General features: G+C 56.2%; 21 protein-coding genes and 1 pseudogene. 5 read left to right on the top strand and 17 right to left on the bottom strand.

From position 1 onward, the window contains the following. Window positions 1–64 precede the first annotated feature (64 nt). From CKROP_RS11910 to CKROP_RS01795, 8 genes and pseudogenes are all read right to left on the bottom strand, one after another. A pseudogene (locus CKROP_RS11910) lies at window positions 65–1,283 on the bottom strand (glycosyltransferase). Window positions 1,284–1,691: 408 nt separating this feature from the next. Then, a complete protein-coding gene (purL, locus tag CKROP_RS01825) occupies window positions 1,692–4,280 on the bottom strand; it encodes a phosphoribosylformylglycinamidine synthase subunit PurL (protein WP_012731045.1) in 2,589 nt (862 codons plus the stop codon). A gap of 3 nt (window positions 4,281–4,283) precedes the next feature. Then, window positions 4,284–4,952, bottom strand: coding sequence for a phosphoribosylformylglycinamidine synthase subunit PurQ (purQ, locus tag CKROP_RS01820; protein WP_012731044.1), 669 nt, complete (start codon window positions 4,950–4,952; stop codon window positions 4,284–4,286). Beyond that, the gene (purS, locus tag CKROP_RS01815; protein ID WP_012731043.1) at window positions 4,952–5,245 is read right to left on the bottom strand and encodes a phosphoribosylformylglycinamidine synthase subunit PurS; all 294 of its coding nucleotides are present in this window, start codon (window positions 5,243–5,245) and stop codon (window positions 4,952–4,954) included. Before purS ends, purQ begins: the two co-directional genes overlap by 1 nt. Before the next feature lie 84 nt (window positions 5,246–5,329). Beyond that, entirely contained in the window at window positions 5,330–5,818 is a 489-nt protein-coding gene (locus CKROP_RS01810; RefSeq protein ID WP_012731042.1) for a glutathione peroxidase, read from the bottom strand. A 54-nt stretch (window positions 5,819–5,872) separates the two neighbouring features. Further along, on the bottom strand, window positions 5,873–7,288 hold the full coding sequence (locus CKROP_RS01805; protein ID WP_012731041.1) for a C4-dicarboxylate transporter DctA: 1,416 nt from the start codon (window positions 7,286–7,288) through the stop codon (window positions 5,873–5,875). 81 nt (window positions 7,289–7,369) lie between these two features. Further along, entirely contained in the window at window positions 7,370–7,810 is a 441-nt protein-coding gene (locus CKROP_RS01800; RefSeq protein WP_012731040.1) for a cupin domain-containing protein, read from the bottom strand. A 2-nt stretch (window positions 7,811–7,812) separates the two neighbouring features. Beyond that, window positions 7,813–8,643: a carboxymuconolactone decarboxylase family protein gene (locus CKROP_RS01795; protein WP_012731039.1), complete on the bottom strand. Its 831-nt coding sequence runs from the start codon at window positions 8,641–8,643 to the stop codon at window positions 7,813–7,815. 139 nt (window positions 8,644–8,782) lie between these two features. On the opposite strand from CKROP_RS01795, the gene CKROP_RS01790 reads away from it, so the two are divergent. Then, entirely contained in the window at window positions 8,783–9,403 is a 621-nt protein-coding gene (locus CKROP_RS01790) for a TetR/AcrR family transcriptional regulator (protein WP_012731038.1), read from the top strand. A gap of 5 nt (window positions 9,404–9,408) precedes the next feature. Here CKROP_RS01790 and CKROP_RS01785 read toward each other — a convergent pair whose 3' ends face one another. The 3 genes from CKROP_RS01785 to CKROP_RS10520 form a co-directional block, all read right to left on the bottom strand. After that, window positions 9,409–11,706 carry a S9 family peptidase gene (locus CKROP_RS01785; RefSeq protein WP_012731037.1) on the bottom strand — a complete coding sequence of 766 codons (2,298 nt, stop codon included), beginning with the start codon at window positions 11,704–11,706 and terminating at the stop codon, window positions 9,409–9,411. A gap of 105 nt (window positions 11,707–11,811) precedes the next feature. Then, window positions 11,812–12,705, bottom strand: coding sequence for a phosphoribosylaminoimidazolesuccinocarboxamide synthase (locus tag CKROP_RS01780; RefSeq protein WP_041628740.1), 894 nt, complete (start codon window positions 12,703–12,705; stop codon window positions 11,812–11,814). Between the two features lie 114 nt (window positions 12,706–12,819). Next, a complete protein-coding gene (locus CKROP_RS10520; RefSeq protein ID WP_169302941.1) occupies window positions 12,820–13,767 on the bottom strand; it encodes an alpha/beta hydrolase in 948 nt (315 codons plus the stop codon). Window positions 13,768–13,786: 19 nt separating this feature from the next. Here CKROP_RS10520 and CKROP_RS11440 point away from each other — a divergent pair, with 19 nt between their 5' ends. Then, the gene (locus CKROP_RS11440; RefSeq protein WP_169302940.1) at window positions 13,787–13,939 is read left to right on the top strand and encodes a hypothetical protein; all 153 of its coding nucleotides are present in this window, start codon (window positions 13,787–13,789) and stop codon (window positions 13,937–13,939) included. Between the two features lie 34 nt (window positions 13,940–13,973). Here the strand turns inward: CKROP_RS11440 and CKROP_RS11435 are convergent, their stop codons facing one another. The 4 genes from CKROP_RS11435 to purD form a co-directional block, all read right to left on the bottom strand. Further along, window positions 13,974–14,240 carry a hypothetical protein gene (locus CKROP_RS11435; protein WP_169302939.1) on the bottom strand — a complete coding sequence of 89 codons (267 nt, stop codon included), beginning with the start codon at window positions 14,238–14,240 and terminating at the stop codon, window positions 13,974–13,976. A gap of 96 nt (window positions 14,241–14,336) precedes the next feature. Beyond that, window positions 14,337–15,749, bottom strand: coding sequence for an adenylosuccinate lyase (purB, locus tag CKROP_RS01765; RefSeq protein WP_041629086.1), 1,413 nt, complete (start codon window positions 15,747–15,749; stop codon window positions 14,337–14,339). A 199-nt stretch (window positions 15,750–15,948) separates the two neighbouring features. Beyond that, window positions 15,949–17,229, bottom strand: a complete 1,281-nt coding sequence (locus CKROP_RS01760; protein ID WP_012731033.1) for a pyridoxal phosphate-dependent aminotransferase — start codon at window positions 17,227–17,229, stop codon at window positions 15,949–15,951. A gap of 22 nt (window positions 17,230–17,251) precedes the next feature. Beyond that, window positions 17,252–18,532: a phosphoribosylamine--glycine ligase gene (purD, locus tag CKROP_RS01755; protein ID WP_041628738.1), complete on the bottom strand. Its 1,281-nt coding sequence runs from the start codon at window positions 18,530–18,532 to the stop codon at window positions 17,252–17,254. Between the two features lie 72 nt (window positions 18,533–18,604). Between purD and CKROP_RS01750 the strand changes: the two genes are divergently transcribed. Both CKROP_RS01750 and CKROP_RS01745 read left to right on the top strand, forming a co-directional pair. Beyond that, the gene (locus tag CKROP_RS01750) at window positions 18,605–19,039 is read left to right on the top strand and encodes an HIT family protein (RefSeq protein WP_041628737.1); all 435 of its coding nucleotides are present in this window, start codon (window positions 18,605–18,607) and stop codon (window positions 19,037–19,039) included. A gap of 29 nt (window positions 19,040–19,068) precedes the next feature. Then, window positions 19,069–20,034 carry an alpha/beta fold hydrolase gene (locus CKROP_RS01745; RefSeq protein WP_169302938.1) on the top strand — a complete coding sequence of 322 codons (966 nt, stop codon included), beginning with the start codon at window positions 19,069–19,071 and terminating at the stop codon, window positions 20,032–20,034. On the opposite strand, the gene CKROP_RS01740 is transcribed toward CKROP_RS01745, so the two are convergent. Further along, window positions 20,009–21,844 (bottom strand): sensor histidine kinase, encoded by a 1,836-nt coding sequence (locus tag CKROP_RS01740; protein ID WP_012731030.1) that lies wholly within the window; start codon window positions 21,842–21,844, stop codon window positions 20,009–20,011. The genes CKROP_RS01745 and CKROP_RS01740 overlap by 26 nt on opposite strands. Window positions 21,845–21,978: 134 nt before the next feature. Then, window positions 21,979–22,683 (bottom strand): response regulator transcription factor, encoded by a 705-nt coding sequence (locus CKROP_RS01735; protein WP_012731029.1) that lies wholly within the window; start codon window positions 22,681–22,683, stop codon window positions 21,979–21,981. 190 nt (window positions 22,684–22,873) lie between these two features. Between CKROP_RS01735 and CKROP_RS01730 the strand changes: the two genes are divergently transcribed. Further along, window positions 22,874–23,968, top strand: coding sequence for an AbrB family transcriptional regulator (locus tag CKROP_RS01730; RefSeq protein ID WP_012731028.1), 1,095 nt, complete (start codon window positions 22,874–22,876; stop codon window positions 23,966–23,968). The last annotated feature ends 21 nt before the right edge of the window (window positions 23,969–23,989 follow it).

The following is a 23,989-nucleotide window of genomic DNA, read 5'->3' as shown; positions in this document are numbered from 1 at the left end:
ACGCCGTGTAATGCATATGTCCCTGTCATAAAACTTTCTTATTTTCCCCTGCTTAGAAGGTTGTTTATTGCCTGCTACCCGCGCGACGCCTATGCCTATGCCTATGCCGGAATGAATAGAAGTACGCACGTAGAGCAACAAAACGGATGATCGTGGCTACGACGTTGGCCACAGTCAATACGATCAACTCTGTCGTTGCTGAGGCATGAGGATTCACCCACGACAACCCCACAAGGGATGACGACGTGACCAACCAACACACGAGAAAAATAACCAAACCACTCAGCTGATCTTTGGCCGCATTTTTTCGGCCGGATATGCCAAAGGTGAATGCCCTATTGGCGGCCGTATTTAACACTGCCGTGATCAGAAGGCACAGAAAATTGTTAACTTGTGCGGGTAAAAACGCCGAGAAAGCCAAATAAAGGACGGCATACGCTACCGTCGAGGCGACTCCGACAATGCCGAATCGCCAGACATGCCTAAAAACTCTGCTGGGGTTCCGGCCGACCCTTCACCCCCTCCAACACCGGGGGTTCAGATGTCCTCGACGATCGACGGAACGAATCAAGGTTTATCCGATGAGACGCAATATTTCGTCTCACTCTCCACATTCCACGCAAATCCTGCAACGCAGTTTCGACGACATTAACGCGCGAATCAGGATCATCAGTCCAATCGACGGGGACCTCATGAATCCGGTACCCAGCTTTTTCCGCGAGGAGCAACACTTCCGTATCAAAGAACCAATTGGGGTCTTCGACATGAGGCAAAATGGCGCGAGCAACGTCGGTACGCATTGCTTTAAAACCACATTGAGCGTCGGAAAAATGTGCTGACATCATGAGACGAAGCATGTGATTATATGTCCGCGAAATAAATTCACGCTTTGAACCACGAATAACATTGGCTGACCGAGCTAACCGTGAACCAATAGCGATATCGGAATGATCAGAAACCAATGGCGCTAATAACGGAAGCAAAGCATGCAGATCGGTGGAGAGATCGACATCCATATAAGCCACAACATCGCATTGCGACTCCAACCACACCTTCTTCAGCATCCGGCCACGGCCTTTTTGGTCCAAATGGACGCGACGAACCGACGGCAGCTGGCGCTCCAACTCCCCCGCGACGATCCATGTGTTATCGATCGACGCATTGTCAGCAATCGTGACCATTGTTGTGAATGGCACCAGGCTCGACAGACTCTCCACCAAGTGAGGGATGGAGGTGGGCAAGGAGGTGGCCTCGTTGTACACGGGAATGACGATTTCCACGATGGCCTGGCGTGGATCTGTGGGATGATAGGATTCAGCTTTCCCCTGAGCTGAGTCACCCGGCGCGGCAGGCGTGTTCTCCCCCGTGGCAGATGAGCTCTCCTGCGTGGCGGTGGACACCCGTGAAGCGACAGTTGAATGCTCCGAGTCGGCACGAGAATTCAACGTGGATACAGCGGAGCGGGTGTCACCAACGGAGGCTCCCCCAGCGACGGCACTGAGATCAGATGGCTGTGCCGTCGGTGCGAAGGAGCTGGTCTCGATGGTCGGATTCTTGGACTTACTGGTATACAGCGCATGAAATGTCATGGCCTATACTCAAGTATTCCCCGCTGGCAGGTTTGGAAAAATAACCTTTAGAAAATCTGTCACGGAAAACTTAGATATTCTTCCCAGAAAAAGTTGAATATCTTATTCCACTACAGAGTTCGCACCCGCTGCGTGAGCAAAGAGCTTGGGCAACGTACTTGTCCAGGCCTCTCTCAATTCTGAGACAGGGAGCATGATCTCATCTGCTTCATCAGTGCTAACCCTGACCCGTACTTGAGCGGACGTTTCCTGTGAAGACCCACATGCGCGTGAGGTCACAGAACCCAACCGCAGCACAGGGATGCCACAGCGTTTCGCAAGAGAAACTAGCTTGTCACCGTCTCCATGGGCGCAGGCGACCACGACTCGGTTAGCTGATTCCGAAAACAGCGCGACACAGGGATCCGCGTGAACCTTGGACACATCCACGTCCATGCCGACGCCAGAGATCATCGCCAATTCGGCCAGGGCCTGCGCAAGTCCGCCTTCGGACAGGTCGTGCGCGGCAGTGACAACCCGCGGCGTGTCGGGATCAGCCTGATCGCAGAAGAAATCAGCCAGGGCCGACGTCGCTGCCAAATCGACCTGCGGAGGAAGCCCCGAAAGCGCGTTATGTTTCACTTGCTGCCAGATGGAACCGCCCAGCTCATCATGGGTCTCACCCAAGAGATACAGCTCTTCGAACTGGTCATTGGCCGATCCCGACGTCGACGCCGATGAATCATCGCCAGCATCCGATTCACTCTCGGGGAAGGCCGAGCGTTCCGTCGTTAAGCCACCAAGGAGGTGGTTGATGTGGTGATCCACCGAGGTCACGACGCCCGCAACACCAACGAGCGGCGTCGGCAAGATCGCCTCCGACCCCGTCTGGTTATAGAACGACACGTTGCCGCCTGACACGGGAATGCCCAGTTCACGGGCACCATCGGCAAGGCCATGCACGGCCTCACGGAACTGCCACATGACGGCGGGGTCCTCCGGGGAACCGAAGTTGAGGCAGTTGGTCACCGCCACCGGACGGGCGCCCGTCACAACAACGTTGCGGTAGGCCTCCGCCAAAGCCAGGCGGGCCCCCATGTTCGGATCGAGCTTCGTGTACCGCCCCGACGCGTCCGCCGACACGGCAACGCCGCGGCCGGTGGATTCGTCGATGCGCAACACTCCGGCGTCGGCGTTCTGTGCCTCCACTGTGTTCCCCATGACGTAGCGGTCATACTGCTCGGTGATGAACGCGCGCGAACACAATGCGGGGGAAGCAACCATGCGAAGCCACGTCTCGCGCAACTCGTCGGCACCCTGAGTGCGGGCAAACCCCTTAGTCTCGACACCGGGTTCTTGCAGGTCGTCCTGCCAATCGGGACGCTCATAGGGGCGATCATAGACAGGCCCCTGATGCGCAATCGTGTGCGCCGGCGCATCCACCACAACCTGGCCGTGGTGGCGAATGACCAGATGATCACCATCCGTGACCTCGCCGATCTCCGCGCAGGTCACGTCCCAATGGGCGCAGATCTCCCGGAAACGATCAACGTTCTCCGGGGTGACGACGGCACACATGCGCTCCTGGGACTCCGACGACAGGATCTCGGCCGCAGTCATGTTCTCCGCGCGCAGCGGCACCGCGTCGAGGTTGACCTCCATGCCGCCGTCCCCGGCAGCAGCGAGCTCGGATGTTGCGCAGGACAATCCCGCGCCGCCCAAGTCCTGAATCCCGACGACGATCCCGGCGTGATACAGATCCAGGCAACATTCGATGAGGACCTTTTCGGCAAAGGGGTCGCCCACCTGAACCGACGGCAGTTTTCGCTCAGCGCCATCTTCGAAAGTGTCTGACGCTAAGACGGATACTCCGCCAATGCCGTCCAGTCCTGTTCGGGAACCAAAGAGCATCACTTTGTTCCCCTTACCAGAGGCGAAGGCCAACTTGAGATCGTCCACTTTTAACGTCCCAATGCACAGAGCATTCACCAACGGATTTCCGGCATAGGACTCGTCGAAGACGGTTTCTCCACCGATGTTCGGCAAGCCCAGGCAGTTGCCGTAACCGCCCACACCGTCAATCACCCCGGGGAGAACGCGCTGGGTATCCGCCGCATCGGCTGGGCCGAAACGCAGCTGGTCCATGACGGCGATCGGGCGGGCGCCCATGGCCATGATGTCGCGGACAATTCCGCCGACGCCCGTCGCCGCGCCCTGATGCGGTTCGACATAGGAGGGGTGATTGTGGGATTCCACGCGGAAAGTCACCGCGTTGCCGTCGCCAATATCAATCACACCGGCGTTTTCGCCAATGCCGGCCAGAATTTTCGACGACATTTCTTTTGTCATCGTTTCGCCAAAGTAACGAAGATGCACTTTGGAGGACTTATAAGAACAGTGCTCCGACCACATGACGGAATACATTGCTAATTCCGCATCGGTAGGACGTCGGCCCAAAATATCTTTAATTCGGGCGTATTCGTCGTCCTTCAAGCCCAATGACGCATAGGGTTGCGACGCATCCGGGTCCGACTGAGCGGCAGCAACCGTGTCATTCACCTGAGCAGCCGTAAAACTTTCGACTGCATTATCAGCGGCCGCATTGTCAGCGCCCGCGTCGGTGCGCGCAGTCTCTGTGGACTTGAGCATCTGGTCATCCTCGGTATTCATGTCAGTCTTATTCGTTTGGTTCTTATTCGCTTGGTTCACCATCGCTTACACTCCCACCGAATCAAGAACCGAATGAATCAAACCCAACCCATCCGTTGACGGGCCCGTCAGCAATTCCACCGCGTGCTCCGGATGCGGCATGAGCCCGACGACACGACCGTCGGCACTGGACACCCCGGCAATGGCATTCACTGAGCCATTGAAATTATCGGTATATCGAAAGACGACGCGACCTTCGTCTTCCAACTGAGAAATCGTCTCCGCGGGCGCTTGGAAACGGCCCTCACCGTGCTTGGCCGGCACCAAAATCTTCTGGCCCTGTGTGAAACCGGCAGTCCACGGGGTGGATGTGCGTTCTACCTGCAAGTATGTGTCCACACAATGAAAATGCAGGCCCTTATTCCTGGTTAACGCTCCTGGAAGAAGGCCTGCCTCTTGCAAAATCTGGAACCCGTTGCAAATACCTAGTACGGGAAGTCCCTGGTGAGCTCGTCGCACGACCTCACCCATCACCGGCGCTAAGCTTGCCAAAGCGCCCGCTCGGAGATAATCCCCGTACGAAAAACCGCCCGGCACGATCACAGCATCGACGCCTTTCAGGTCGGCGTCAGCGTGCCATAAACGCACCACCTCGGCACCACCCAACCGGGCCGCGCGGGCAGCGTCGCCGTCGTCGAGGGTGCCGGGGAATGTCACCACACCAATACGTGGCATTAGTTAGCCCCCTCGTTCGCGCTGGTTGAGGTCACGGGGGTGGCGTCGGAATCATCGGCACGCTCGGCAACGACGTCATAATCCTCGATGACGGTATTGGCCAGAAGCGTCGATGCCAACCGGTCCAGCTCCTCGTCGGATACTGAACCGTCGACATCCAGCTCAAAACGCTTGCCTTGGCGGACGTCGCGAACCCCATTCACCCCGATTCGCCCCAACGCCCGCAGAACTGCTTGCCCCTGCGGATCCAAAATCTCGGTCTTCGGCATGACATTGACAACAACTCGAGCCACAGTGGCGCTCCCTATCAGGTCAGTTGACTACACCACCGACAACATTACCGAATAGTTGGGGAACTCAACCAATTGAAAAGCCAGCTAGAGAGGGAGGTTGTCCTCAATCAGATCCAGAAGGGCATCATCTTCGGGATCGACGTCGCTGCGGAACCGACCCAGGACCTCCCCCGAATCCGACAGAACAAATTTCTCAAAGTTCCACTTCACGTCGCCCGCTTCGCCATTGTTATCAGCGGTTTTCTTCAACTCGGTGTAGAGCGGGTGCTCATTGTCCCCATTCACATCCGTCTTGCTGAGCAGCGGGAATGTCACACCAAATTTCGAAGACGCGAACTCCTTGATCTCCTCATTCGAGCCGGGCTCTTGCTCACCGAACTGGTTGCAGGGAACGCCGATGACGAAGAAGCCCCGCGCCGCGTATTCCTCGAAAATGTGCTCGAGAGCTTCATATTGCGGCGTAAAACCACACTCGCTAGCGACGTTCACAATTAAAAGAACGTGGCCTTCCCACGAGCGCAATGTTGTTTCTTTACCCTCGATCGTCGTTACTGGGATGTCATAAATACTCATACCCCCAGAGTACGCGTGTCTGGGGGCAGAATATCTAGAAATATTTAGTCGTATTTAGGCGCGCTGATACTCGTCGACATCCACCTGAGGCGTGGGTTGAAGTTTGTCGGCGGGGTTCTTCACGGAAGGATTGCGGAGGTTCACGTCCGACTCCATATCTTCCGGAGTCTCCACGTACGGAATCTCACCGGACAACACGGCGTTAACACGATTTCTATCGACCGTGTGGGTCCAGACGCCCACAACCAGCGTCGCCACGGAGTTGCCGGCGAAGTTCGTCAAAGCCCTGGCTTCAGACATGAAACGGTCGATACCAGCGATGATCCCGACACCATCCAACAGCTCAGCCCGGTGTGCCTGGAGCCCACCAGCCAGGGTTGCTAGTCCGGCACCAGAAACGCCAGCGGCCCCCTTGGACGCAATCATCATGAACACCAAAAGCCCAATTTGTTCACCCAAGTTAAGGGGTTTGTGCATAGCGTCGGAAATAAAAATCGACGCCATCGTGAGGTAAATTGCGGTGCCATCCAAATTGAACGAATAACCGGTTGGAACGACGATACCCACGGTAGATTTATCAACACCCACGTGCTCCATCTTGCGAATCAACGTGGGCAGCGCGGACTCTGACGACGACGTCGCGAAAATGAGGAGATACTCGCGGGCTAAATACTTCACTAACTTGAAGATATTGAAACGGGTAAAGGCATAGAGAACCAGACCTAATACTCCGAAAATGAAAATCACGCAGGTGACATAGAAGCACAGCATCAACAAAACGAGCTGCTTGACGGCGTCGAAACCGGTGGACCCCACAACCCAGGAAATGGCGCCGAAAGCACCAATAGGGGCTGTCCACAGAACCATCATCAGAACTTTAAAAACAAGCTTTTGAACCTGAGCAATGGCGGATAATAAAGGCTCCCCCGCTTTGCCCATCGACTGAATAGCAAAGCCACACAGGAGTGCAATAAACAAGGCCTGAAGAACAGAACCGCTGGTCAGCGAGGAGAATAACGTATCCGGGATAACGGACATAACGAACCCGCTCAGCCCATGAGCGGCTTCTTTATTGTTATCGACAAACGACATTCCCGACCCAGCCTCTGGCATAGCCAAGCTGGATCCGGGTTTAACGATATTGCCGACGACGAGGCCGATGGCCAGGGCGAACGTCGACATGACGATGAAATACACGAGCGAAATTGCGCCGGCCCGTCCCACCGATGCTGCTGCTCGAACAGAGCCGATCCCCAGCACGATCGTGCAGAAAATAACGGGCGCGATCATCATTTTGATCAAGGCGACAAAGAGTTTTCCTAATAACTCGAATTTGACCGCCACGTCTGGAGCAACAAGCCCCAGAATGACGCCCGCAAGAACGGCAACAATGACAGAGATATAAAGCCAGTGGGACTTATCTTTTTTCTCTTTTTTGGGTTCGACGATCCGAACTGGAGAGGAGCTCATGAGCTGAGATGCTACAGCCGGGTTCCCCTGTGTGGGTAATCATTATCGAAAAGATTACCCCCGAACCAGAACACCCGGCCGCTACGACGTGAGGGATTGATAGTCCTCGTCCGAGACGGGCTCCAGCCACTCGTTGCTGGTCTCTTCCCCAGGCACCGAGATAGCGATATGGGAAAACCAGCTATCCGCCTTAGCGCCGTGCCAATGCTTCACATTCGGCGGAATGACCACTGTGGAACCTTCCGTCATGCTGACGGGGGTCTTGCCCTCTTCCTGGTACCAGCCTTCCCCCGCGGTGCACATCAAGATCTGGCCACCGCCGCGACGGGCGTGGTGGATATGCCAGTTATTCCTGCATCCGGGTTCAAAGGTCACATTGGCGATCCCCAAGCCCGCCTCATCAAGCTGGGCGATGGGTTGTAAAAATGACTTCCCGACGAAGTATTCGGCGAATGCGTCATTGGAATCACCCGTGCCAAACTTATTGACTTTGTCGAATTCATCTTTACTCGTGATTTCCATGGTTATGACTCCTTATCGTCATTTTCTGCAGTTTTGTCTTCTGCAACGTCATTTTTCGTCTGGCTATTAATCGCGGCCAGGGCATTAAGGCTCCTTGGGAAACCAATCCAGGGCACGCAAACCGCCAGAGCACCCAAGAGAATTGCGCGATCATTCCCCACTGCGAGGTTCCCTGAAACATGGGCCCGAGCTTGCGGGTCACAGCCGCCCAAGGAAATGATGGCCACCCACGTCAACAATTCCCTGTCAGCAAGACTTAGCGCTTTCCGGGTGTACGTATCACCGAAACAATAGGCTGACAAAGCATCTTGAATGAAACTCTCATCCTCGGGTGCATTCTCACGCATTGTGTCGATTCCGTCGCCAAACATTGCTTTCTGCGCGGCAATTCCTTTGGCCAGGCGATCGTCCTCGGTCACCGTCGATTGGATGTCGACGGGAGCGTCGACAAGTTTGTCTAGCTCCTCTAGTCCGTGCCGGGCGCGACTGATCCCAACGTAGGGCGCTATTTGGTGGAAAACTTCCTGTAGCTCTTCCGCTGCAACACCTAGATGAAGGCCTGCCCGCAATAAGGCGGATAATTCATCGCCACCACTCGTGGCCACGCACGCCACACTGACCAAGATCTTGCGTCGGTCATCGAGCCCACTGGCAGGCCACATCTCGCCAAAGGCAAACCGGTCGGTGATCTGGTTAAACTCGTCGCGCACCCGCGCTGAGGAACCCAGTGGCGAATAGTCGTGGTCGAAGACTTCACGAAAGACGTCCGGTATGGATCGATGGGTATGACGTGGATCTGGCTGTGCGTCTGCATCAGGTTGTGAAGCTGACATGGTGACCTCCTATCACGTGGTGCCAGTCATATTCACACGAAGCCCCCTCATGCACAATGAACAGAAAGGGTGTAATTGTCGAATAATCAACACTCTATGCCGAAGTGGTGATTATCCACCCGGCGATGATGGAGGCACGATGACCAACACTGCCGAACGCGACGATTCGCGTGACAGCTCTGCAGAGCAGGGCCGTCCCCAGGGCCACATCGATCGTCGTGTTGCCAAAACACAGGCGGCTATCCATCGTGCGTTAGAAGAGCTCGTCTGCGAAAAACCTCCGCATCGAATTACTGTTGCGGAAATTACCCGGCGCGCAAATATCCACCGGAAAACCTTTTACTTGCATTACAACTCGGTGGAGGAACTCTTCCGCGAGGAATTGGAATCAATGAAGCAAGACTATGCAGAGATTATTGATTCAATTCCTCCAACAATGACTATTGCGGACATCAACCGCGTATTTTTCGACTTCGCCACGCGGCAAGGGCCTTTATTCGAACAGCTCGTAGTGTCCCCCGAATATCGGCACTATGCCGAGCGTTTCTTCCACATGAATCTCATCCATAACCGGGCACGGCATAATCCGTATGCGCATCTGTCCCGTGAACAGCAAAACACCATCAATACTTTTCTCGTAGCCGGCACCTTGGACATGTACCGTCAGTGGATTGCCGATGGTAAAACAATGCCCCTCGATGAGCTGGTCACGCTTAGCACACAGTTGCTCAGCCATGGCGCAGCTCAATTTCGGGATTGATGGGTTTAAACGGCTGCATCCTCGGCGACGCCGGCGCGGCGAATCATCCAGGCATATTCAAACGCGGTCTGTTTCCACTGCTCATAGCGGCCGGACACGCCTCCGTGGCCCGCGATCATCTCGGTTTTCAGACAAATGTCGGACCCTGGAATAGTCGCGCGAATCTTCGCAACCCACTTGGCCGGTTCCACATACAGCACTCGGGTATCATTCAGGCTGGTCAACGCGAGGATAGGCGGGTAGGTGTTCTCTGCCGACACGTTGTCATACGGAGCATATGACGCCATGTAGTCGTACACCTCGGGATCGTGAAGGGGGTCGCCCCACTCATCCCATTCGATCACGGTCAACGGAAGCTCCGGCATGAGGATCGACGTCAAGGGATCCACAAACGGGACGACGGCTTCAATCCCAGAAAACCGGTCTCCCGCCATATTCGCGACGGCACCCATCAACAGGCCACCGGCCGATCCACCAAGCGCAACCATGTGCTTGTTGTCAGTCACGTTCCGGCTGATCAAGTCATCAGCAACGTCAATGAAATCGTAGAACGTGTTCTTCTTAGCCAACGTTTTGCCGTTGTCGTACCAGGATCGGCCCATCTCTCCGCCACCCCGAACATGCGCGATGGCGAACACGATGCCCCTATCGAGTAACGACAGTCGCGCGATCGAAAACGCGGGGTCCATCGACGCTTCATATGATCCGTAACCATAAAGAATCGTCGGATGAGGGCCGTCGGTGGGGAGACCGTCGGAATCTGTCTTCCCTTCGAGATCTGCTCGGTAGATCAACGAGACGGGAACTTTCGCGCCGTCCCGGGCTGTCGTCCACATCCGGCGTGCAACATAGTCAGATGGGTCATATCCGCCCTTCACTATCCGCTGCTTGCGCACCAACCGTTCACCCGTCGCCAAGTCGTAGTCAAAAACCAGGCCGGGCGTCACGAAGGACTCGTAGGCCATGCGGATATACGGGGACTCCCACTCCGCATTTCCCCCGGTGCCGGCGCTGTAGAGTTCCTCATCAAAATCGATAGGCTCGAGATTCCCGACGGTGCCGTCGGCAAACGAGAAAAGCCCCAACTTGTTAATGGCGTTCTCGCGGTAGCCCACAACCATGTGCTGCGCGAACACATCCATTCCCTCGATGCGACGGCCTTGCTTATGAGGGATCACAACGTCCAGGTCGTCCAGGCTGGTCAGCGGCGTGGCACTGGCCATGCCGAGCTCAAAGTCCGCGCCATGCGCGTTATGCAGCACGATCCAGCGATCGTCTCCACCGATAACGGCATGATCAACGTCATATTGCACGCCCGTGTGCCGGGGCAGAATGCACTGCAATTCACCCGTCACACGCTCGGGGTCAACCGTCTTCGACTCTCCGTCACCAGTGACCCCCAGGTCTAGGAACCACACCTCCGACGTGACTTTGGATCCGACTTCGACAAAAAGGTACTTCTCCGAGCGGGTTGTTCCGCACCCGACCCAAAAGCGCTCGTCGTCCTCACGGAAAATGCATACGTCCTGGTCCGTCGGGGTGCCGACGCGGTGACGCCATACCTCGTTCGGGCGCCAGGAATCGTCGACACGCTCATAAAACAACCACTCCGAACCGACCCACGTGGCTCCATACCCGATGCCGTCGATAGCGTCGTCAAGAAGCTCACCTGTCCGGAGATCCTTAATGCGCAGGTCAAACCGCTCATCACCCGTCGTATCCGTGGAATATGCCAAGTAATTTCCGTCCACCGAAACACTCGACGCACCGAGCGAAAAAAACTCCGCCCCCTCAGCCAGGACATTGGAATCAAGAATGATCTGTTCATTCTCGGGCGCAGACTCGGCATCAATCGCCGGCGGAGTCCAATCCTTGGTTTTATCCCCCGTCGAGGACGCCGGAACCCGGCACGACACCCCATAACTCTTCCCCTCGAGGCTGCGGCCGTAATACCACCAATCCCCCGAACGAACCGGAACGGACAAATCCGTCTCCTGCGTCCTGCTTTTAATCTCCTGAAAAATCGAATCCTGCAAAGGAGCTAAATCACGAGTGCGGGCCTCGGTGTACTCGTTTTCGGCCCGAAGATAAGCCAAGGTCTCAGGGCTTTCCTTATCCCTCAGCCATTCATAATTATCGACGACGTCATGCCCATGATGCGAGCGCGTCGTCGGATGAATATGCGCCGTCGGAGGGATCGGCGCGCCCGAGGAACTGTACTGGAGGGAACCCTCGTCGGGGTCCGTGGAGGCTACGTTGCGCGGTGGGTGAGTTGCGTTATGAGCATCATCAACGTGAGACATAGCCACTACCCTACTGTTCGCCCCGGACACGATCATGTGATGGCGTCGAAAAGTAGGGATGAGCTGCGCGTATAGCGTGCCCGGCTGGCCTTAGGTTGACGGACCTTACGCTGACGGGCCGATCCAGTCGGCGAACTTCAAGCCCGACACGCGTTCGTAGGCTTCCACGTACTTGTCGCGGGTGGCCTCCACGATCGAGCCCGGTAGCGCTGGTGGTTGCACTCCGGATTCGCGGGACCAGCCGGACTTCGGACCGATCAACCAGTTACGCAGGTACTGCTTGTCGAAGCTGGGTTGGCGGTGACCTTCGCGGTACCCTTCCTTGGGCCAGTACCGCGACGAATCAGGGGTGAGCACCTCATCCGCCAATTTCACGTTTCCGTCAGCGTCCACGCCGAACTCGAACTTGGTGTCGGCCAGGATCAGGCCGCCCTCCTCGGCAATAGCAGCTGCTTGAGAGTAGAGCGACAGTGCTGCGTCACGGATCGTTTCCGAGCGACGCTCCCCCAGGTGCTCGAGAACGTAGTCGTAATCGACGTTCTCGTCGTGGCTGCCGAACTCTGCTTTCGTCGCGGGAGTGAAAATGGGTTCCGGAAGCTTCGAGCCCTCAACTAGGCCCTCGGGAAGCTCGATGCCGCAAACCCGGCCGGTCTCGTTGTATTCCTTCAGACCCGAGCCGGTCAGATATCCCCGGGCAACGCACTCGAAAGGAATCATCTTGAGCTTTTCGCAGACTAAGGCGCGGCCCAACGTTTCCTCTGGGATCCGCTCATCGTCAACGGGGCCAACCAAATGGTTCGGCATATCGAGCTGCTCGAAAAAGAACGTGCTCATTGCCGTAAGGATTCTGCCCTTATCCGGTATTTGGGTATCCAGAATATAGTCGAACGCAGAAACACGATCCGACGCCACCATCAACAAAGTGTCGTCGTCAATTTCATAATTTTCGCGAACCTTTCCCGCGGAAAGGTGCTCATATGAAGAGAGTTCAGGGCGCATGGCCCGGTATGTTACTCCCCTGAACCCGAAAACCCGATTCATATCCCCACAATGGCGATTTACCGCGCTGTGCAGCGACGACCTCTCACCGGTTAACTGCTAACGGATGAACCGCTAACCGATTAAACGCGTGGCTCGGGCCACATCGGGAAGAGTGAGAACCAAGGCCAGCCGCCAGGTGCCAAAATCGTGGCCGCCGGGAACCTCACGGGACGATGAGTCGATTCCAGCGCTCTGAGCCAACCCATTCATATACTTCAAATCTCGAACGGACGACTTGTCCGACTGGCCGGCAACAAAGACACCTTTAATCCCCGTGAATTTTCTTCTCTTTAGGATATCTTCCGGATTAACCCGTAGATAAGCATTGAGGTTCCCGCCGAAATACGTATCCGCGTTTCCTTTGGCCGACATGGTCCCCGGGGTGCGGTCGCCCGAAAAATCAAGGAAATAACGGTACGGTTCCGGATTATTCACGATGGCCTGGAGCGCACATGTTCCGCCATAGCTCAGGCCACCGATGGCCCACTGGGTCGGATCATTGGATACCTGAAAATACTTTTTTATTTGTTGCGGAACGTCAGTGTCCATATAGGTCTGCACTTTGGCTTTCTTTGTATCAAAGCACCCTAAATCCTCGTCATCATTACCGGTCGTATTAATGGCCACAACCACGGGCGCCAAACCGTGGTGAACGCGCTCAAAATGATGAAGGGTCTGGCCCGCGTTGCCGATCTCAAACCACTGCGACGGCGAGCCCGGCAAACCATTCATCAGCACAACTACCGGCAACAATGGTCGTGGATTCGCAAAATAGGCCGGTGGTAAATACACCCGAGATTCCGTCGTCTGGAAATGAGATACCGGCGACGGGATCATAAAGGGAACAAGCACACCCTTGTTTCGTGGTGAAACCCCATTCCACGCTCCGGCAATCGTGCTGCCCTGAGGAGGAGTGAAGGAAGTCGATGTTCCCTTGACATCGGCATATTGGGCGGTGGTGTACGGCTCCTTGCCAACCAGAGAATCGACCGACGGGTACAGAGCAAAACTATTATTCACTACATTGACGCACGCGACAGTGCCACAGACGAACGCAGCACACGCCCCAACAACGCGCGCCACCGACTTCCACCTGATCGACGCCCACCGCTGCGAAAAGCTGGCGCGTGGCTTCGATGAACGCGGCCCCGTCGCGCGCATCCTCTTGAACCAGGGCACCAACCGGGTTTGACCCCGCGCGCAATAGGATCCAATCGCCAGGCCAATCAAAACAATGAGGGCCCAGCCTGCGACATACACACCAATAGCGGTCCCGCCACCGAACGGCTTCCAGGTTTTTCCAGGACCAGCCACACCAAGGCGGTCACCGTCGTCACGCCGCCGAGCAGCACACATGCCAGGCGAGTGGCATAGCCGACGCCGCGTGCGCGTGCCGTCGATACGAAGAAGAAAGCCCACACCAGAATGATGACAACACCATTGACTAATGAGGGCATCGTCCCCACGAGGGAAATGTCTCCAAGAATATGCACCGGCCCATCATACGGTTACGCGGCACGGAATGACTGGCCATACAGCGGTGTTCCGCCGAATGCCTAACCGTGCGATGAGCTGGGCCGGCACACCCTCTACACAATGTCGCCAGGCATGTATGCGGCAGCGTCGGGGTGCTCCGCCACAATGTCTTTCACACGTGCGACAACTCGATCAACCTGCGAACCCGCTGCTCCGATGAAGGCATGGCGGTCCGCAATCGCTGCATCCAGCTGTTCGCGGTTCAACGGGAGCCGATCATCGGCGGCGAGACGCTCGATGAGGTTTTGCTCTGTGCCTTTCTCGCGCATATCAAGCGCGGTGGCGACGGCGTTCTCTTTAATGATCTCGTGGGCGGTTTCGCGTCCCAGGCCAGCGCGAATAGAGGCCATGAGGATGCGGGTCGTCGCCAAGAATGGCAAATACCGTTCTAGTTCCTTATCAATCATGGCGGGGAATGCGCCAAACTCTTTGAGAACGGTCAGTAAGGTTTCCACCATTCCGTCGAAAGCAAAGAAAGCATCCGGCAGAGCTACACGGCGAACAACAGAACAAAAGACATCGCCCTCATTCCATTGCTGACCCGCCAGATCTGCAGCCATCGTTTGATAGCCACGAAGGATAATCTGCAGACCACCGATACGCTCACACGAACGGGCATTCATCTTGTGCGGCATTGCAGAGGACCCCACCTGCCCCTCCTTGAACCCCTCCGTGACCAGCTCATTTCCAGCCATCAAGCGGATGGTCATAGACAGCGACGACGGCCCCGCACCCAACTGCACCAACGCCGAGATCACATCCAGGTCAAGGCTGCGTGGGTACACCTGCCCGACCGAATCGAACCGTCGGGAAATACCTAAGTATTCCGATACAGAGTTTTCCAACTGCTCGAGTTTGGTTTCATCCCCACCGACGAGATCCAGCATGTCCTGGGACGTTCCCATGGGGCCTTTAATCCCGCGGAGTGGATACCGCGAGATAAGGTTTTCCAACCTCTCATAGGCAACCAGAATTTCATTAGCTGCCGACGCGAAACGCTTGCCCAACGTGGTCGCCTGAGCAGCGACATTGTGGGATCGCCCCGCCATCACCTGATCGCGGTAGCGAACCGCACAATCAGCCAACGCCCGGAGAACCGCCACCATCCTGTCCCGCACATGTTCCAGCGACCGGTGCACCTGCAGCTGTTCAACGTTTTCGGTGAGATCCCTGCTGGTCATGCCCATGTGAATGTGCTCATACCCAGCCAGGGCGTTGAATTCCTCGATGCGCGCTTTGACGTCGTGTCGGGTGACGCGCTCACGCGCAGCGATGGAATCCAGGTCGATGCGGTCAATCACCGACTCGTAGGCCTCGATAGCCTCGTCAGGAACATCGACGCCGAGCTCTTTCTGCGCGCGAAGAACGGCGATCCAGAGCCGACGCTCCATGATGATCTTGTGCTCGGGGCTCCACAGATTGACCAGCTCTGGCGAGGCATACCGATGCGCTAGCACATTCGCTATGTCTTTCTTATGTGTGCCGGCCGGAGCACCAGTGCTGCCCTGGTCGGGTGATGTGCCCTTGCCTGTGTCGACGGAATTGGTACGCGAGTTGTCCGTTTTGTTCTCAGCCACACTATCAGTCTAGGGGGCTACCAGGGCCATAACCAGCCACGACACCACCCGGATATGGCAGACACTTTTACCGACACACTAATCGGAGTTACCGACGCCGGGCCTCCAAGAATGGCTTCAAACGACGGCACGCTTCCCGCATCTCTTCGGGTGTGCCCGCGTAGCTCACGCGGACGTACTTCTTGCCCAGCGCTTTGTCGGCGCTTCCATCAAAGTCAGTCCCCGGAGAGACCGACACACCCGTGGCGTCAAGGAGCTCGTGGGCGAAGGCGACGGAATCGTCGGTGTAATTCGACACATCAACCCAGAAGTAGAAAGCACCGTCGGAGGGCGCGAAGCGGGGCAGTCCCACTGCGGGCAGCTCCTTGTTAAGAATGTCGTGGTTTTCTTTGTAGCGCTCGACATGTACGCGAAGCTCGGCCAGGGCATCATCGTCGAACACGCGGGTTGCCGCGATCTGCGAAAGAGCGGGAGCACAAAGAGAAATGTTTCCTAAGATATTTTCAATCGTTTCCCGTAGCGTCGGATCATCAGGAATGATCAGCCAACCCAAACGCCAGCCCGTCATGGAGAAGTACTTAGATGTCGAGCCAATAACCACGGCACGATCGGAAAGCGACCTCGCCGTCACGGTCGGCCGACCATAACTAATTCCGTGGTAAATCTCATCAGAGACCAACACCGTGTCAGTTTCATCGCACCACTGTGAAATTGCGCGCAATTCGTCGGGATCAATAATTGACCCTGTCGGATTATTTGGCGACGTAATCAACACCATATCCGGCTTATTCCCCGCCTGAGCAAGATCCTCAAGGTGCTTACGGGTCATATGGAACCGGGTTTCGGCCGTCGTCGGGATATCAATAAAGGAATTACCCAATGCTTGAAGAACATTGCGGTATGCCGCATACCCGGGGCTCGACAGGGCAACCGTCCCACCGAAGGGCAGGCACGCTGCGAAAATGGCAACGAATGCGCCCGAGGACCCCGTCGTGACAATAACGTTATCGGCCTTGGTATCCGTCCCATATGTTTCGGAATGCCACCGAGCAATACGCTCACGCAACGGTTGAATACCTAACGCTTCAGTATATCCCAGTTTGTCGTTTTGGATGGCTTCAATAGCAACATCTCGGACAACGCGCGGCGCGGGAGTAGACGGCTGGCCGATACATAACGGCACCGTGTCATGCTTCTCGGCTTCTCTTTCCGCGGTGCGGGCCACCATTTCCATCGTATAAAAAGGATCGGCATGGCCGCGTTGAATTGCTAAGCCATAATCCTTTCCAGAGCTACCCGAATTTGAATGCTGATCCTCCGAATAATTCATTCCGCTGTAATCGGCTGACTCCGAATTGTCACGTCCCACTGTTACTCTGCACTCCTCCAGATCAGTTTGCGATGCCAATACGGCCCTCGACGGCCTTCTGAGCAATATCGCGCCGATAATGCCCGCCCGGCAACGATATACCTTCCATCTTTCGATACACCTTTGCCCGTGCTTCGTCTAGATCCTTGCCGACGCCAACCACGCTGAGCACACGTCCGCCCGAGGACACTAAGCGGTCGCCGAGCCGCGCAACACCCGCGTGCCGGACGCCGTCGTCCTCCGTACCGGGCTCCGCGCCCGAAATGGGGTCTCCCTTTCGCGGTCCCGCTGGGTACCCCTGGGCGGCCAACACCACCGTCACGGCGTAGCCATCTTTCCAGGTCAACGGGGGTACATCTGCCAAGTGGCCCGTCGCCACGGAGTTCAGCACCCCTGCCAACGGAGTATCGAGAAGCTCCAGCACCGCTTGAGTTTCCGGATCCCCAAAGCGGCAGTTGAACTCGACGACCACCGGACCTTCCTTCCCCCAGGCCAAACCCGCGTAAAGCAGCCCGTTAAAGGGGCAGCCGCGCTTCACCATCTCTGAGGCCACCGGCTGCACGATCTCATCAACAATCCGGTCAACGGCGCCCTCGGGCAACCACGGAAGCGGTGCATAGGCACCCATTCCGCCCGTATTGGGACCCGTATCTCCCTCGCCAACGCGCTTGTGGTCCTGAGCCGGCAACAAAGGCACCACCGTATCGCTATCTACCAGGCAAAACAGGGAAATCTCCGGACCGTCGAGGAAGGACTCCACCAACACCGGGTGACCCGACTCCAATACAGCGACCGCATGGTCGCGGGCTTCGTCGCGGTCCTGTGTCACAACAACACCTTTACCGCCGGCCAGCCCATCATCTTTCACGACAAACGTCGGGCCAAAGTCGTTCAGGACAGCGTCGACCTGATCCGCCGATGCCCCTGGTTGCAGGGACTCCGCCTGGGCAGTACGCACATTAGCAGCCTTCATCACGTCCTTGGCGAACGCCTTCGACCCCTCGATCTGCGCAGCCTGGCCGCCCGGCCCAAACACGGGGATATGAGCGTCGCGAAGAGCGTCCGCCACCCCAGCGACCAGCGGTGCTTCCGGACCAATCACCACCAAATCCGCACCTAATGACGTCGCTAAGCCAACAACCTGCGAGCCGTCGTTGATGTCGATATCGGGGTGAAGCTGCGCGATCGCGGTCATCCCATCATTACCCGGGGCGACGTGCAGCCCACTCACCTGCGAATCTTTGGACAACGAATAAAGAAGAGCGTGCTCACGAGAACCATTACCCAGGACAAGAATCTGCATACCCAATACTCTAAGGCACCCACCTGACATACAAAGCTTTTTACCCACTTCGGAAATAGCTACCCTGGACTTATGGCTACCGTATTCACGAAAATCATCAACGGCGAGATCCCAGGTCGGTTCGTGTACCGCGACGACACCGTCGCCGCATTCCTCACCATCGAACCCATCGCGTACGGTCACACCTTGGTTGTCCCCATTAAGGAAGTTGACCGGTGGACGGACCTGAGTCTCGACGAATGGGCGCATGTTTCTGCCGTCGCCCACAACATTGGCCGCGCCATTACCGACGCCTTCGACGCGCCTCGTGCCGGCATGCTGATCGCGGGATTTGAAGTTCCCCATGCTCACGTCCATGTCTTCCCGGCTTCCGACATGTCCGGCTATAGCTTGCAAAACATCATGCGTACCGACGATACCGACCCGGATGCCATGGACGCTGCCGCTGCAAAGATCCGCGCGGAGCTGACCAAGGCCGGGATCGATACCGGAGTCGACGACAAATAACTGACGGTGAATAGCTGACGATGCTCAAAGTGTCTCGACGACTGCGTGGGGCGATGACCGCGCATCCTCTGCACGTGAAACCGCGGATGCTTCGCCCCCGCGGGCATCAGTGGGCTGGTTCGTCACGCGTGCACCCCTACACCGACGAGGATGGGCGTTTTCATCGTGGCGAGCGGATACCTGCCATGGCGCATGTTCCCGATATGGGGCGGGTGCCGGAGCAGGATTTTAGCCCGATAGCGGATGATGAAAATCCACCGCTGCTCTGTGTGCACGGGATGATCGGAGCGAAAGGCAATTGGGAAGTTCTTGTTCGGTATATCACGGACCGGCGGACTTTTTATGTTGATTATGGCGAGGCAGGTACCGCACCCGTTGATGAATGTGTCGATGAATTAGCGGAACAGATTATTGATCTGAGCCAAAAGATTCACGCTCGGAAACTTATTCTGCTTGGTCATTCTCGGGGTGGATTGATTGCGCTTCTCGCTGCGTCGCGGCCTGAGGTTCAGAGTGTTGTCACAATTCGCCGGATTATTGGGTTGGGTGGCCATTTTTCGGGAATTCCTCGGTGGAAACTGTTACCGAAAGATGTGTCCTCGTATGGCCCCGTTCTTTCGGTTTTCTTTCGGTTGACGCACAGGTTTGCATATTGGGCCGTCGGCGCGTCGGCTGAAGATCAGTTCAAGGACTCGCCGGATTTGCAGCGGGCGTTACGCGGAGTCGATCGGTCGATAGAAGTTATTCCCATCGCTAGCAGCACCGATTACATTGTGCGGCCCAGTGCTGCGTTTGATGTGCCGACGGACCACGTGACGCCGGTTCTTCTTCAGGATTATTTTCCCGGCGCGAAGATACTGCACAATTTGTTGCCGCGCGACGGGCGGGCCATCGCGATGGTGAAGGCTGCCATCGCGAAAAGCCCTATTCGTGGGGAATCTGCTCGCGAGGACTCCACCCGCAAGAATTCTATTCGTGGGGCAAAAGAACAGTAAATGTGGTTCCCTCATCGACGACGCTATCGACGGTGACTTTTCCACCGTGCTGTTCCACTAAACCTTGAACGATGGATAAGCCCAATCCGGAGCCTCCACCCTGATGTCGTGATCGGGATGAATCGGCTCGGTAGAAGCGCTCGAAAATGTGCTCACTATCCTCTGGCGGTATTCCTACACCATTATCGATGACCCGAATTCGCACCGCTTTCTTCTTCGGTGACGTTCCCAGGGTCGAATCGTCCAGAGCGATGCGCACGGCAGCCTCTGGACCTGCGTGTTTGAGGGCGTTCGTCATCAGGTTGGTGAGAACCTGGTGAAGGCGGGCGCTATCGCCTGTGACTATGGGTGGTTCCACGCAGTTGTTTGTCATGGAAATATCGCGATCAGGATAGTTGACTTTCATGTTCTGAATAACACTGATTGCGACACTGAGGATATCGACACTCTTGTGTTCCAATGGACGCGAATTATCCATCCGTGCAAGATCCAAAAGGTCTTGGACTAAAACGCTCATTCTTTCTGCCTCGGCGGAGATACTATCCAGCACAAGGTTGAGATCGTCGGTTTGGCCCGTCCGATAGAGCTCCGCGTACCCGCTGACTGATGTCAATGGCGTACGTAATTCGTGAGATGCATCGCCTATAAAACGACGCATGGTTTGCTCTGCTTCGCGCGCTTGTGCTTCTGCTTTGCGTGCAACGCGAGCATTTTCCTGAGCTTCTGCTTCACTTCGTTCCACTGCGACGAAGGATTGCTCAATTTGCGCCAACATCTTGTTCAGCGACCGTGAGAGCGCACCGACTTCGGTGTCCGGCGGCCATTCTGGGAGACGCTGAGAGAGGTCACCGTCGGCAATTTTTCCAGCGACGCGTTCCACGTGGCTGAGAGGCCGGAGTGATCGTCGGACAACGTACCAGGTCAGAATGAGGAGCACGGCGAGGACGAGCATTCCCAGGCCGGCTTCGAGGAGGAAGAGTCGGGAGATTGTGCGCTCGTTGTCGTCGAGTGAGACCGCGACGACGACGAGATCGCCGTCTTGGCTTTTCAGCGCCATAGCGCGCCAATGTGCTGTGGATTTCGAACCTCGGGCGGCTGAGACGGTAACGGGGCCCGTCTCGTGGGTGACCGAGTCAAGGTTGGGGTAGGACTCGAACCCGTAGTCGTAGGGCACGACGGACCCGTCGGAGTGTGTGACCTGCACAAAGTATTGGCTAGGAAGCCTCGGGTTTTCGCTGTATGCGCTTTGCACGGGCAGGCGGCCTTGCTCGATGAAGGGCGAATGCGCTGTGGATTCCAGCGAGGCGTCGATGCGCGACTGCATGAATTCCCTCAGCGTGGAGGTCACTGCGAGCCCGGTGAAGAACATTCCACCTGCGGAAATCACCATCACGATAATGATGAGCGACGTGTGCAGGGGCAACCGCGAGAGGCCGCGCTTAGCTGCGCCTGTGTGTTGTTTGCGTTCCCATTCTTGCCGACGTTTTTCGCTATAGCTTCGTGGGCGCGTTGTTTGCCGCCCCGGCGGAGCAACCGGCACGCTTTTCTTCTGTGCTGAATCGTCGTCGTTGCGGGAGGACTCGACGTCGTTGCCGGACACGCCCGTGGGACTGGAGGAGTTGGCTTCGTCGACGTTGGCGGAAGCGTCGTGGGGGACGTCGGCGTCGTGGATGGCGCCGTCGTCGGAAGCAAACGTTGTGGGAAGTGCCCATGAGTTCGTTTGATCGATAGCACTGGGCTGCTGCGCGGCTACCGGCTGGCTCGTGTCAGCGTCGTTCGGCGCATCACTCTTTTTCAGACGTTGTAACACTGCGTTGAAACGCGAATGTAGTGAAATGGCAATGGCCCCTTACGTTAAGCAATCGAATAACCGTTACACGATCAAATGAAATTCACCGGTGCACCGCACATCGGTCTACCCGTGCATCCAGATGGCAATACTCGTTACGCCCTGGGTGTGCGGAGAACGTATCCCACGCCTCTGACGGTCTGAATCAAATGCGGCTCGTCCTTATCCACTTTCCGACGCAAATAAGAAACGTAAGATTCAACAACGTTTCCATCGCCACCGAAGTCGTAATTCCACACATGGTCCAAGATTTTTGCCTTGCTCAGGACAACTTCGGCATTAACCATCAAGTAACGGAGCAATTTGAATTCCGTCGGGGATAAATCCACGTATTCCCCTGCCTTGGTTACCTCATGTGAATTGTCATCCAGGGTGAGGTCGGCGTAGGTGATTCGTTGATCGTCATCCACTTCTGGCGGGCTGACGCGGCGAAGAATCACTTTCAAACGCGTAACGACTTCTTCCAAACTAAACGGTTTGGTGACGTAATCGTCGGCACCAATTGTTAAACCGTGAATGCGGTCATCAACGGCATCTTTGGCCGTCAGGAAAAGGACCGGCGCATCGTGGCCATCCGCACGGAGCTTGCTCAATAGAGTGAACCCGTCCATGCGGGGCATCATGACGTCCAGAATAAATGCGTCGGGATGGAACGAACGTGCAATATCCAACGCTTCCCCACCGTCACTCGCGGTCGCGACCTCGAAACCTTGGAACTTCAAAGACACTTTGAGAAGCTCTACGATGTTTGCTTCATCATCAACAACAAGAACGCGTGTGGGGGCTTCAGCAGAACTCATAGTTCCAGTGTGCACGATTACTGATGATTTGTCTGCATACACCGCATATGAAGTTACTGAGCACTTTCAGCCTGTTTCCTGTACGTCGGGTGTGAGCATCCTGGGAGCCTAGTGTACGAATGCTGTGAACGCTCAGCTCACGTGCAATCCGCGTAAACTTAGCAACACCAACCGGGAGGCGATGCATCAGGTGACTACCCACCACATCAAGGCCAGTACCCGCAGGTCACTAGTCGGGTGGACTATCGCGATTATTGCGACGCTAGTTGCCGTAGGACTCTGCCGGGTAGCGCAGCTTCCCTCCCCTCTCATGTTGGGCGCGATGGTGGGTGGGCTCTGCGGAGCGATCATCGCGAGCACGCGGATCCGGCCGCCGCGCTCCACCATCGGTCCCTCGCAAGGCGTTATTTCGCTCATAGCGGCAGGCCCTTTGGTTAACTCTTCCCCGGACCGTTTGGCGTCCTACGCGCTTCCGTCACTTATTGCTATTGGGATCACTTTGCTTCTCTGCGCTGCCTGCGCATGGGCGATTACGCGTTTTTCAACAATCGATTCACCCACCGCAGTCATGTCAACGCTCGCCGGTGGGGCGTCGGCAATGTCTGTTCTTTCCGAAGAATTGGGCGCAGATTTCCGATACGTCACTGTTGCCCAGTATCTCCGCGTTTTTATCGTTTCCTTCTCACTACCATTTTTAATTCCACTACTGGTGGGCGGAGATGTTGATGTTGGTTCAGAACCCCTCGTAAACCTTTCCTCCCACTCGATAATGAACTGGCTGGTCGTGCTAGCCGTGATTACTATTCCCGGGTGGCTTGCCAGTTTTACCCCATTGCCCGCACCCCGCTTGCTTGCCCCTTTGGCCATCGCCATTGTGATAGGCGAATGGCAACCACATCTCATCTCGATACCTGGTGTTTTGGAAGCGGCCGCATTTGTTTTGATTGGTTGGCAAGCCGGTGGAGCTTTTGACCGACAATCATTGGTAACTAACGCTAAACGCCTTCCACTCGCATTCCTGTGCATTATTGTTCTGATGGGGGGATGTGGCGTTATGGCCGGAATACTCACAGCCCTAGGCCTTGGGACGCTCACTGAAACATATTTAGCGACGACGCCCGGCGGCCGTTATATCGTCCTGGCTATCGCACACGACCGTGACGCGGGACCAATTGTTACCGTCATGCAGGTGACCAGGATGATCGTCATGCTGATTGTCACTGCATTTGTGCCTCAGCTCATCCGCGCTTTACGACGGATCAAAAATACCGCCACGCACCACTAAAAAGGTGGATGTCGGTGGCGG

Origin of the sequence: Corynebacterium kroppenstedtii DSM 44385 (assembly GCF_000023145.1) — a bacterium.
Classification (GTDB): Bacteria; Actinomycetota; Actinomycetes; order Mycobacteriales; family Mycobacteriaceae; genus Corynebacterium; species Corynebacterium kroppenstedtii.
This window is presented reverse-complemented; position numbering and strand designations above follow the sequence as displayed.

Coding starts and splice junctions, on each gene's coding strand:
- purL (WP_012731045.1), bottom strand. CDS start 4,280: ATGGTGAACCAAGCGAATAAGAACCAAACGAATAAGACTGACATGAAT.
- CKROP_RS01780 (WP_041628740.1), bottom strand. CDS start 12,705: ATGCGCCCTGAACTCTCTTCATATGAGCACCTTTCCGCGGGAAAGGTT.
- purQ (WP_012731044.1), bottom strand. CDS start 4,952: ATGCCACGTATTGGTGTGGTGACATTCCCCGGCACCCTCGACGACGGC.
- CKROP_RS01790 (WP_012731038.1), top strand. CDS start 8,783: ATGACCAACACTGCCGAACGCGACGATTCGCGTGACAGCTCTGCAGAG.
- CKROP_RS01810 (WP_012731042.1), bottom strand. CDS start 5,818: ATGAGTATTTATGACATCCCAGTAACGACGATCGAGGGTAAAGAAACA.
- purD (WP_041628738.1), bottom strand. CDS start 18,532: ATGCAGATTCTTGTCCTGGGTAATGGTTCTCGTGAGCACGCTCTTCTT.
- CKROP_RS01785 (WP_012731037.1), bottom strand. CDS start 11,706: ATGTCTCACGTTGATGATGCTCATAACGCAACTCACCCACCGCGCAAC.
- CKROP_RS01750 (WP_041628737.1), top strand. CDS start 18,605: ATGGCTACCGTATTCACGAAAATCATCAACGGCGAGATCCCAGGTCGG.
- CKROP_RS01800 (WP_012731040.1), bottom strand. CDS start 7,810: ATGGAAATCACGAGTAAAGATGAATTCGACAAAGTCAATAAGTTTGGC.
- CKROP_RS01735 (WP_012731029.1), bottom strand. CDS start 22,683: ATGAGTTCTGCTGAAGCCCCCACACGCGTTCTTGTTGTTGATGATGAA.
- CKROP_RS01795 (WP_012731039.1), bottom strand. CDS start 8,643: ATGTCAGCTTCACAACCTGATGCAGACGCACAGCCAGATCCACGTCAT.
- CKROP_RS01805 (WP_012731041.1), bottom strand. CDS start 7,288: ATGAGCTCCTCTCCAGTTCGGATCGTCGAACCCAAAAAAGAGAAAAAA.